9 protein-coding genes are annotated in these 10,339 nt (G+C 67.4%); all 9 read left to right on the top strand.

What is annotated here, in order from left to right:
- Nucleotides 1-428 precede the first annotated feature (428 nt).
- The 9 genes from H7347_RS04560 to H7347_RS04520 all read left to right on the top strand — a co-directional run bounded on the left by H7347_RS04560 (nucleotide 429) and on the right by H7347_RS04520 (nucleotide 10,330).
- Nucleotides 429-647 (top strand): hypothetical protein, encoded by a 219-nt coding sequence (locus tag H7347_RS04560; protein ID WP_152821730.1) that lies wholly within the window; start codon nucleotides 429-431, stop codon nucleotides 645-647.
- 185 nt (nucleotides 648-832) lie between these two features.
- On the top strand, nucleotides 833-2,812 hold the full coding sequence (locus H7347_RS04555; protein WP_370513912.1) for a glycosyltransferase: 1,980 nt from the start codon (nucleotides 833-835) through the stop codon (nucleotides 2,810-2,812).
- Complete coding sequence (locus H7347_RS04550; protein WP_152821728.1) at nucleotides 2,805-3,326, top strand: phosphatase PAP2 family protein; 522 nt, start codon at nucleotides 2,805-2,807, stop codon at nucleotides 3,324-3,326. The genes H7347_RS04555 and H7347_RS04550 overlap by 8 nt, the downstream gene beginning before the upstream one ends.
- Complete coding sequence (locus tag H7347_RS04545; protein ID WP_186337242.1) at nucleotides 3,323-4,306, top strand: decaprenyl-phosphate phosphoribosyltransferase; 984 nt, start codon at nucleotides 3,323-3,325, stop codon at nucleotides 4,304-4,306. Before H7347_RS04550 ends, H7347_RS04545 begins: the two co-directional genes overlap by 4 nt.
- 140 nt (nucleotides 4,307-4,446) lie before the next feature.
- Complete coding sequence (locus H7347_RS04540; protein ID WP_152821726.1) at nucleotides 4,447-5,466, top strand: alpha/beta hydrolase family protein; 1,020 nt, start codon at nucleotides 4,447-4,449, stop codon at nucleotides 5,464-5,466.
- Between the two features lie 186 nt (nucleotides 5,467-5,652).
- Nucleotides 5,653-6,720, top strand: coding sequence for an alpha/beta hydrolase family protein (locus tag H7347_RS04535; protein WP_152821725.1), 1,068 nt, complete (start codon nucleotides 5,653-5,655; stop codon nucleotides 6,718-6,720).
- A gap of 202 nt (nucleotides 6,721-6,922) precedes the next feature.
- Nucleotides 6,923-8,857 (top strand): alpha/beta hydrolase-fold protein, encoded by a 1,935-nt coding sequence (locus H7347_RS04530; protein ID WP_152821723.1) that lies wholly within the window; start codon nucleotides 6,923-6,925, stop codon nucleotides 8,855-8,857.
- Nucleotides 8,857-9,378, top strand: coding sequence for a DUF732 domain-containing protein (locus tag H7347_RS04525; protein ID WP_152821721.1), 522 nt, complete (start codon nucleotides 8,857-8,859; stop codon nucleotides 9,376-9,378). Before H7347_RS04530 ends, H7347_RS04525 begins: the two co-directional genes overlap by 1 nt.
- Nucleotides 9,379-9,397: 19 nt before the next feature.
- Complete coding sequence (locus H7347_RS04520) at nucleotides 9,398-10,330, top strand: cutinase family protein (protein WP_152821720.1); 933 nt, start codon at nucleotides 9,398-9,400, stop codon at nucleotides 10,328-10,330.
- Nucleotides 10,331-10,339 lie beyond the last annotated feature (9 nt).

The following is a 10,339-nucleotide window of genomic DNA, read 5'->3' as shown; positions in this document are numbered from 1 at the left end:
CTCGGCAACCGCCTCGTAATACAAGCGCAGCGCACGGTCCTTGGTCTCTTGATCAAACCTCATAGTGCCCATGGGCCCCATTATCTCCTATTTAGCTCGTGCACTCTCACACCCCAAGGACGCCTCACTCCACGCGTGTGCTTGCGCAGCGTGGCATCGCGCAGCGGATGCCTGGAGGCGGTGGAGGGGCATCTTCCGGCTGGATAGTTATGTGTGCACCTTATGTTATGAGGTCTCCTTGGTGGGCTACCGCGCTGCTCAAGGGGCCTGGGGGTCGAGGTGTGTCGCTCGCCTCTGGGCGGAAAAACGGTTTGAACCTCCCATTATTTGAAACACCTTGCGTTGCGTGGCTGGTGGGGCTAAGGTGAACAACCAGTAAACAAACGGAAGCTTCCAACGTGCATCTGAAGGAAAGGATCGTGAAAACCATGACCAAGATTGATCGCCTCTGGAGCGTGCGGATGGACCTTCACGCCCGCTTCGGTGCCGAGCTGTCCATTGGCCTCATCGACGCCACCCTCAACGAGGTGGCCCACCGATGGGAGTCCAGCTCCGCGCCCTTGCGTACGGCGCTGATCGAGCGCGAGGCCGTCGAGGAGCTGGAGTACCGCCTTGGTGGCGGCATGACTGACGTCCTCGCCGCCTAGACGGCCGCCCCGGTGGGCGCAAAGCCACGGCCCCAATCCGCTCTGAGCAGTGGGTTGGGGCCTTTCGCGCGTCTGCGGTCGGGCGACAGCCGTGCCTGACGGCCCCTGCCACGGTAACCAATTAGTCTTGGAGGGGCGATAATAGTGGCGAGAAGAACGTCCGTGACGGGAAGGCGAATAACAGCATCGTGAGCGAGACCCCCAAGACCACACCTCAGAACGCGGAGGCCACCGCGGTGGAGCAGCTTCAGCGCCTGCTCATGCCCAAGCGCGGCGAGCCGGCGGACGTGCGCAGCCTGTATTACATGGAGACGCATCAGACGCACGAGCGGATCACCTGCCCGGATCGCCTCAGCGTCACCATTCCGGCCGGTGCGGAGCTGAGCTTTGAGACGTATTTCAATGCCTTCCCCGCGAGCTATTGGCGGCGCTGGTCCCAGCTGGATTCAGTGGTGCTGCGGGTGGAGGCGCGCGGCGCCGCGCGCATCGACGTCTACCGTTCCCGCTTCGACGGCGGGCGCATCGCGGTGGATGCCGCTGAGGTCGTCGATGGTGCCGCGGAGTTCGTGCTGCCCCTGGCCCCCTTCGAGGACGGCGGTTGGTATTGGTTTGACGTCACGGCGGAGTCGTCGGTGACGCTCACCGGTGGCGGCTGGTACGCCCCGCAGGCCCCGGGGCCGCAGACCATGCCGGATGGCACCCAGGTGGGGCCGTTCGAGAAGTCTGTGACGGTGGGCATTCCCACTTTTAACCGCCCGGCGGACGCCGTGGCGGCCCTAGAGGCGCTGGCCTCCGACCCGGAGGTGGACGCGATCATCAGCGCTGTGCTCATGCCGGATCAAGGTAACCAGCACCCGGCGGACGAGCCCGGCTACAAGGAGGTGACCGGGCACTTCGGGGAGCGCTTCTTCGAGTTCCGTCAGGGCAACCTGGGTGGTTCCGGCGGGTACTCCCGCATCATGTACGAGGCGCTGGGGGAGAAAACCCCCAGCAGCCCCTACATCCTGTACATGGACGACGACATCGCCATCGAGCCGGACGCCATCCTGCGCGCCGTGCAGGTGGCGCGCTACGCCGCGCGTCCGATCTTCGTGGGCGGGCAGATGCTCAATCTGCTGCAGCGCTCCGAGCTGCGCACCATGGGTGAGGTGGTCAACCACGCGGACTTCATGTGGTCGCCGGCCCCGAACGTGCATTACGATCACGACTTCGCCCAGCACCCCATGAACGACCTGGGCAGGCACGGTGACCCGCCGGGCACCGTGACCTCCCGCGACATCCACCGTCGCATCGACGTGGACTACAACGGTTGGTGGATGTGCCTGTTCCCCACGGTGGTGGCGGAGCGGATCGGCCAGCCCCTGCCGCTGTTCATCAAGTGGGATGACACGGAGTACTCCCTGCGCGCCAAGGAGGCGGGCTTCCCCACGGCCACCTGGCCGGGCGTGGCCATCTGGCATATGTCCTGGGCGGATAAGGACGACGCGATCGATTGGCAGGCGTACTTCCACCTGCGCAACCGCCTGATCGTGGCGGCCATGTATCACCAGGGTGACGTCAAGGGCATCATCACGTCCCTGCGCAAGTCTGTTTTCAAGCACGCCATGTGCCTGGAGTATTCCACCCTGGCCATCCAGATCGAGGCCCTCAAGGACTTCCTGGCCGGGCCGGATCGCCTCTTCGAGATCCTGGAAAGCTCCCTGCCGCGCATCAACGCCCTGCGCAAGCAGTACCCGGACGCGCAGGTGGTGGCCTCGGCGGCGTCGCTGCCCGACCCCTCCGGGCTGCCGGGCGGGGTGCCCACGCACGACATCGGCGGCAGGCTGGCCCCGGTGAAGAAGCTGCGGTGGCTGGCCAAGGGTCTGGCTCATTCCGCGCGCCCGGCCCAGGCCCAGCATCACGAGGTGCCGCAGGCCCACCTGAGCAAGCACGAGGCCCGCTGGTTCTCCCTGTCCCGCTTGGACAGCGCGACGGTGACCACCGCCGACGGCAAGGGCGTGACCTTCCGCAAGCGGGATCGGCAGCAGGCCACCGAGCTGGTGCGTGAGACGCTGCGCCTGCACAAGGAGCTGGCCGTCCGCTTCGACCAGCTGCGGGGCGAGTATCGCGCGGCCCTGCCCGAGCTCACCAGCCGCGCGGCCTGGGGGGAGATCTTCGATGCGTAGCGATGGCATGGAGGCGGACGTCCTGGTGACGGTGCAGGGGGCGCTCGCGGAGCGCCCCGGCGTCCTGCCCGCCGCGCGGGGTCTGAGTGCTTTCGGTGAGCACGCCCTGGGGTGGATGGGGATCGCCGCGGTGGGCGCGGGCGTGGACGCCCCTCGCCGGGGCCAGTGGCTGCGGGTGGGGGCGGCGGCGGTGGTAAGCCACGCGGCGTCGATCGCCATCAAGCGGGTGGTGCGGCGCAAGCGGCCGCACGACCCGCGCATCCGGGTGGGCGTGTCCACCCCCTCCAAGCTGAGCTTTCCCTCCTCCCACGCCACCTCCACGGCGGCCACCGCGGTGGCGGTGTCCCGGCTGACGGGGCGGCGCTCGCCGCTGCTCGTTGTGCCGGTGATGATGGTCTCGCGTATGGTGCTGGGGGTTCATTACCCCACGGATGTGGCCACGGGTGCCGCACTCGGCGCCGCGATCGGCGCGGCCGCGATGAAGGCAGCAGGAGAGGAAGGGCGCAGCGCGTGACGGAGCAGACGACGGGCATTTTCGGCTCGGAACCGCATACCGAGGGCATCGACGACACGAAGAGGCGCCGTCCGCCCAGGAATCTGGCGGACGGCATGATCAAGGCGCTGCGCCCCAAGCAATGGGTGAAGAACGTGCTGGTGGTGGCGGCCCCCGCCGCCGCCGGGGCCGAGGAACTGCTCGATGGGCGCACCTTGATCGACGTCGCCCTGGCCTTTGCGGTGTTTTGCCTGGCGGCCTCCTCCATCTACCTCATCAACGACGCCCGCGACGTAGAGGCGGATCGTCAGCATCCCACCAAGCGCTTCCGGCCGATCGCCGCCGGGGTGCTGCCGGTGGGCATGGCCTACGCGATGGCCGTGGTGCTGATCTTGGCCTCCCTGGGGGTTTCCCTGCTGGCCTCCTCGGGCTACGGCCTGGCGATCGTGGCCGCGGTCTACATCGCGCTGCAGCTGGGCTATTGCTTTGGTTGGAAGCATCAGCCGGTGATCGACATCGCCCTGGTGTCCTCCGGCTTCATGCTGCGCGCGATGGCCGGGGGCGTGGCCGCGGGCATCAATTTGTCCCAGTGGTTCCTGCTGGTGGCGGCCTTTGGCTCCCTGTTCATGGCCGCGGGCAAGCGCTATTCCGAGCTGCTCTTAGCCGAGCGCACGGGGGCGAAGATCCGCAAGTCTCTGCGCGGTTATACCCCCACCTACCTGCGTTTTGTGTGGACGCTGGCGGCTACCTCCGTGGTGATGAGCTATGCGCTGTGGGGCTTCGAGATGTCCACCACCGTGGCTTCCTCCTCCGGGGTGTGGTACCAGATCTCCATGGTGCCCTTTGCCATCGCGATCCTGCGCTATGCGGCCGACGTTGATCGCGGCGACGGCGGAGCCCCGGACGAGCTGGCCCTGTCCGATCGGGTGCTGCAGGCCCTGGCGGGCCTGTGGATCCTGTGCATCGTGCTCGCGGTGTACGTGGTGCCGGCCCTGGTGTAGCGGGCCGGATCGTGTGCCGGGACCTCGGTTGTTTCCCGGTGTGTAACGGTGAGGCGATTGTGGCCGATGAGAAGAAAAGAACGCGCGGTGTTCCCGGACGGAGTGCCGCCGATAGGGATAGTACAAAGAGAGGCATATCCATGAAGTCTGGTTTGCGCTTTGCGCCGCGCGCGGCGGTGGCGGTAGTGGGCGCGATGCTTGCCGCCCTGGGGATGATGGCCGTGGGAACGGGGCAGGCACAGGCCGCCAACCGCGATCAGCTGCGGCCCGATGCCACCGGCACCTGCGAGTGGGACCCCCACGGCTACTGGGTGCAGCGCTGCGACGTGTGGTCGCCGTCGATGGGGCGCAATATTGCCGTGCAGATCCAGCCCGCCGAACGCGGCGGCGACGCTGGCCTGTACTTCCTGGACGGTCTGCGTGCCACGGAGGAAACCAACGGGTGGATGAACGTGCCCAACGCCCCGGCGGTGTTCGAGCACGATAACGTTACCCTGGTCATGCCGGTGGGCGGCCCGGGTTCCTTCTACGCGGATTGGAACGCCCCCGCCAAGTCCGACGTCACCGATCCGGTGAACTACCAGTGGGAGACCTTCCTGACCCGGGAGCTCCCGCCGTATCTGCAGCAGCACTTCGGGGTATCGCCCTCCCGCAATTCCATCCTGGGTATCTCGATGGGTGCCACCGGGGCCATGACCCTGGCGGCTAATCATCCCGAGCAGTTCAAGCAGGTGTTCTCCCTGTCCGGGTACCTCACTAACACCCTGCCCGGGGCCCAAAGCCTGATGCGGGTGGTGATGATGCAGGTGGGCCTGAACATCAACGATATGTACGGCTCGGTGATGAGCCCCCGGCGCTTCGCCAACGACCCCCTGCTGAATATGGAGGGGCTGCGCGGCACCGATGTGTACGTGGCGGCCGCGTCGGGGCTTCCGGCCCCGGTGGATTATCAGCTGCCCCCGCAGGATATCGCGGCCGGTTCCCCGTTGGAGATCATCTCCCGGGCTTCTAGCCAGATCTGGTCGGGCAAGGCGCGGCTGACGGGGGTGAGCGTCACGGAGAATTATCCGGCGCTGGGTCTGCACAACTGGAACCTGTGGATGGATCAGCTCAATAACCATGTGCGCCCGCGCGTGCTGGAGGTCATGGGCGCGGCGTAGCCCACCCGATTCGGGAGGGTGCGCTCGGGGGTGTGCTCGGCCCGAAAGCCGAGCGGAAATGTTGCTTCTGTGGTCTATGTGATTGCTGTTAATATTTAAAGGGGCTGTCGCGGGGTGCGCCGGTGTCGCGGAGACGGACGTGCCAGGGCCGCATGACGGCAAAGGGATAACGTGAGGAAGTAAAAAATGCGCAGTGGAGAAGCCGGAGTCGGGCCTCGGGTGGATCGAGTAGTGGCGGCCGTCCTGGTGGCGGTGCTCGCCTCCGTGGCAATGATGGTCGTCGGCCCGCAGGCGCGGGCACACGCCGATAACCGGGATTGGCTGCGTCCGGACTCCACCGGTACTTGCGAGTGGGATCCCGCGCTGCATTGGATTCAGCGCTGCGATGTCTGGTCGCCTTCCATGAACAAGCACATCCCCGTGCAGATCCGTCCCGCCTCGCGCGGCGGCAACGGTGGTCTTTATCTCCTGGGCGGCCTGACCGTGGAGGACCCGAACAGCTGGGTGAAGGATTCCACCGTCTACAAGACCTTCGAGAACGATAACATCACCCTGGTCATGCCCACCGGGGGCCGCGGTTCCTTTTACGCGGATTGGAACGGCCCCGCCAACGGGCTTCCCGTCCCGGAGGGAAGTACTCTTCCCCTCCCGGGAATGCAGCTGCCCCTGAACCCGGATTACCGCTACGAGACTTTCCTTACCCGGGAGCTGCCCCCGTATCTGGAGGCGCACTTCGGCGTGGCGCGCAATAACAACTCCATCGCGGGCATGTCCATGGGCGCCACCGGGGCGATGAACCTGGCCGCCAAGTATCCGGCGCAGTTCAAGCAGGTGTTTTCCCTGTCCGGTTATCTCACCCTGACGGTGCCGGGGGCGTATTCGGTGATGGGCCTCATGCTGTTGGGCATGGGCGGCTTCAACATAAACAACCTCTATGGTTCCCTCATGAGCCCCAAGCGTGCGGAGAACGATCCCTTCATGAACATGGGCGGGCTGCGCGACTCCGACGTGGTGGTGGTGGCTGGCAGCGGCCTGCCCCGCGAGGACGATCTTAAGGACCCCTGGAGCCTGGTGGTGGGCGGAGGCCTGGAGGCGGTCTCGCGCGCCTCCACGCAGCTGTGGAGCGGCAAGGCCCGCCTGGAGGGAGTGGTGGACACGGAGGTCTATCCGCCGGTGGGCCTGCACAACTGGCCGCTGTGGAACGACGTGATGAACCAGAATCGCGGGCGGATCCTGCAGGCGCTGGGCGCCTAGCGCCCGCAGTAGCGAGGGATTCGGCCGGGGCCGCGGGGAAGACCTGCGGCCCTTTTTTGCGCCGCGACGCGCCCGCGTGTCTGCGCGGCAAACCCTCAAGTTCAACTTAAACTTGACTAGACTGTGTGTAGATAGGGCAACGGAAGAGGGGAACTTTCGCTGCTCGGCGGACCACCACTGAGAAGTAAAGGACAAGGATCACATGCGAGATACCGCATCCTCCGCGCCGCAGCGGCGCTCCTTCCGGATTGCCGCCGCGGCAATCCCCACCGTCGTAGCGCTCGCCCTCGGCGGGATCGCCCCGGCGAACGCTCTGCCAAGCCTCCCCATCAGCCTCTCGGATTACATCAAGCCGGGCGATTCCCACCAGCCCGCGCCGAGCCGCACCGACGTCCCCCAGATCCAGGGGCTGCCGGAGGGCGTGAGCGTGGATCGCGTGGAGTGGCTGAGCAGCCGCCGGGTGGCGGTGTACATCAATTCCCCGTCCATGCCGCAGAACCCGGTGCAAGTGCAGATCCTGCTGGCCCGGGACTGGCACTCGCAGCCGGATCGCACCTTCCCCGAGGTGTGGGCGCTCGACGGGATGCGCGCCCGCGACGATGAGAACGGCTGGACCAGCGCCACCAACATCGAGCAGTTCTACTCCGACAAGAACGTCAACGTGATCCTGCCCGTGGGGGGCGAGTCCTCGTTCTACTCCGACTGGCGGGAGGAGGATAACGGCCGCCGCTACCAGTGGGAGAGCTTCCTCATCAAGGAGCTGATCCCGGTGCTGGACAAGGGCTTCCGCGCCAACGGTCAGCGCGCCATCACCGGCATTTCCATGGGCGCGACCGCTGCGGTGAACCTGGCGGCACACAACCCGGGCCTGTTCGGCTTCGTGGGGTCCTTCTCCGGGTACCTGGACACCACCACCCCGGGCATGCCCGCGGCGATCAGCGCGGCGATGTCGGACGCCGGGGGATACAGCGCCACCAAGATGTGGGGCCCCTACGGCTCGGAGGAGTGGAAGAATCATGATCCCAAGCGCGGACTGGCGGCGCTCAAAGGCACCCCGGTATACGTCTCCGCGGGTTCCGGCCGAGAGGAAAAAGGCCAGGTCACGGTGCCCGAACCCGCCGCCCGGATGACGGGCATGGGCCTGGAGGCCGTCTCGCGCATGACCACCCAGACCTTTGTCAATCACGCCAAGAAGGCGGGAGTGGACGTTACCGCCCGCTTCCGCGACGCGGGCATCCACTCCTGGCACTACTGGCAGTTTGAGATGACCCAGGCGTGGCCGCTGATCGCGGATGCCCTGGGCGTGCAGGCCGGGGATCGCGGCACGGAGTGCGCCCCCATCGGCGCGATCGCGGAGGCCACCAAGGACGGGGCCATCGGTTCCTGCGTGAACAACGAGTACGACGTGGCCGGTGGCGCGGGCAAGGCTCAGGACTTCCAGGGAGGCACGGCCTACTGGTCCGAGCCCACCGGGGCCCACGTGCTCTTCGGGCGCATCAACGCCCGGTACGCTGAGCTGGGAGGACCGGCCTCGTGGCTGGGCTTCCCGCGTTCCACCGAGCTGGGCTCCCCGGACGGCAAGGGCAAGTACGTGCTGTTCGAGCACGGAGCCATCTACTGGTCGCAGGAGACGGGGGCCTTCCCCGTGAGCGCGACGATGATGGATGCCTGGGGCGGGGCCAACTACGAGACCGGCGAGTTGGGCTACCCGATCTCGGACGCCGTGGAGTCCGGGGCGTCTCAGGTGCAGCAGTTCCAGAACGGGGTGATCGTGACCACCGGCGAGGGGAAGGACGCCAAGGCCTTCCGTCTCAGCGGTCCCATCGGCCAGAAGTACGCGCAACTCGGCGCGGCGGCCTCGTGGCTGGGTATGCCCACCTCCAACGTGATCCGCATTCCGGGCGGGGCGCTTCAGCAGTTCGAGCACGGCAACATCTATCACTCGGAGGCCTCCGGGGCCCACGCAATCCGCTATGGCGCGATCTTCGACGCCTGGGGCGAGGACAAGTGGGAGCAGGGCGCCTTCGGCTGGCCCACCGCCGATCAGGAACAGATCCCCGCCGGCGGGGAATACGTGGAGTTCCAGCACGGCAAGATCAGTCAGATCAACGGCCAGGTGCACAAGGAGCGTCCCTGATGCGCCGCCGAGCGCTGGCCGTCATGGCCGTGGCGATGGGCGCGGGCCTGGCGGCCTGCGGTGGTACTACCGTCGAGGGGGGCGACGGTAGCGGGGAGTCGGTGGCCCCGCTCACCCGCGGCCCGTCCGCCTCGGCGCAGCCCGAGAGCGCGGTTGCCTCGGGGCACAGCACGGCGTCGAGAAGCGCCGCGCAGCCCGCCGCCGATCAGGCGCTCGGGCACGACTCCGGGGCGCGGGAGATCGAGTCCCTGCCCGAGCCGCAGGGAGCCACCACCCCCGAGGAGCGGGACTACCTCGACCTCGTGGCCGACGGCGGCGTGGACACACAGAAGGTCGCCGATCAGCTCATCGCCGCGGCGCAATCCGTGTGCACTGCGGCGACGGAGGGCAACGCGGAACCGGGAGCGGACGCCACGGCGCAGGCCATTGGCGGGCAGCTCGCGGAGCAGGGCCTGACGAAGCTGGATGCCCAGAAGGCCACGGAGCTGATCGAATCCGCCGCACGGAAGGCATACTGCTAGAACCGCTACGATAAAGAGGATGCGAAAGGTTCTCACGGTTCTCGCGGTGGTGGTCGTGCTAACGCTCATCGGAGTGGGGGCGCTGCGGTGGTGGCAGGCCCCGCCCGGCCAGGATGATCCCCTGCCCGCCGAGCAGGCCGCCCCGGGGCAGGCCCCGCCGAGGCAACCGGAGGGGTGCCCCGAGGTAGAGGTCATCTCCGCCCCGGGCACCTGGGAGTCGGCGGCCGATGATGACCCGCTGAATCCGCATGCCGCGCGGCTATCTTTCCTACGCACGGTGACCACCCCCGTGCGCGAGCGTTACCCGCAGGAGCGGGTCAAGATATGGACGCTGCCGTATGCCGCGCAGTTCCGCAACATCAACGCCCCCGCGGAGATGAGCTACGACGACTCGCGCACCCAGGGCACCGACCGGGTGCGTGCGGAGATGGTGGAGACCCACCGGCAGTGCCCCGGCACGGACTTCGTGTTGACCGGTTTTTCCCAGGGGGCGGTGTTGTTGGGCGACCTCGCGGAGGAGCTCGGTGGTCCGCAGGCTGCGGTTCCCCCGGAACGCATCCGCGGCATAGCGCTGGTGGCCGATGGGCGGCGGGTGCCGGGGCAAGGAGTGGCCGTGGGCAGCCCCGTGACCGGGGTGGGCGCCGAGGTGGCCCTGCAGCCGCTCAGCGCGGTGGTGCAGCCCATCGTTCCCGGCGCCACCATGCGCGGGCCGCGCGGCGGCTTCGGCGCCCTCGACGACCGCGTGTATCAGGTGTGCGCCCCGGACGATCACATCTGCGACGCCCCGCGTGATGTGGGTAACGCCCTGGGGCGGGCGCGCGACCTCATCGCGGCCGGTGGGGTGCACGCGCAGTACGGCACCAACCCCCACGTTTTCCCCGGTACCACCACCGATCGCTGGCTGGTGGACTGGATCGGCGCGATGATCGACGGCGCGCCGGCGCCGCAGTAGTATTTTTAA

The organism is Corynebacterium sp. zg-331 (assembly GCF_014267345.1).
In the GTDB taxonomy this organism is placed as follows: domain Bacteria; phylum Actinomycetota; class Actinomycetes; order Mycobacteriales; family Mycobacteriaceae; genus Corynebacterium.
The sequence above is the reverse complement of the archived record's forward strand: the minus strand, read 5'-3'. Positions and strand labels throughout refer to the sequence as shown.

Excerpts from the sequence above, each read along its gene's own strand:
- H7347_RS04560 (WP_152821730.1), top strand. The coding sequence starts at position 429 with ATGACCAAGATTGATCGCCTCTGGAGCGTGCGGATGGACCTTCACGCC.
- H7347_RS04550 (WP_152821728.1), top strand. The coding sequence starts at position 2,805 with ATGCGTAGCGATGGCATGGAGGCGGACGTCCTGGTGACGGTGCAGGGG.
- H7347_RS04540 (WP_152821726.1), top strand. The coding sequence starts at position 4,447 with ATGAAGTCTGGTTTGCGCTTTGCGCCGCGCGCGGCGGTGGCGGTAGTG.
- H7347_RS04535 (WP_152821725.1), top strand. The coding sequence starts at position 5,653 with ATGCGCAGTGGAGAAGCCGGAGTCGGGCCTCGGGTGGATCGAGTAGTG.
- H7347_RS04530 (WP_152821723.1), top strand. The coding sequence starts at position 6,923 with ATGCGAGATACCGCATCCTCCGCGCCGCAGCGGCGCTCCTTCCGGATT.
- H7347_RS04525 (WP_152821721.1), top strand. The coding sequence starts at position 8,857 with ATGCGCCGCCGAGCGCTGGCCGTCATGGCCGTGGCGATGGGCGCGGGC.
- H7347_RS04520 (WP_152821720.1), top strand. The coding sequence starts at position 9,398 with ATGCGAAAGGTTCTCACGGTTCTCGCGGTGGTGGTCGTGCTAACGCTC.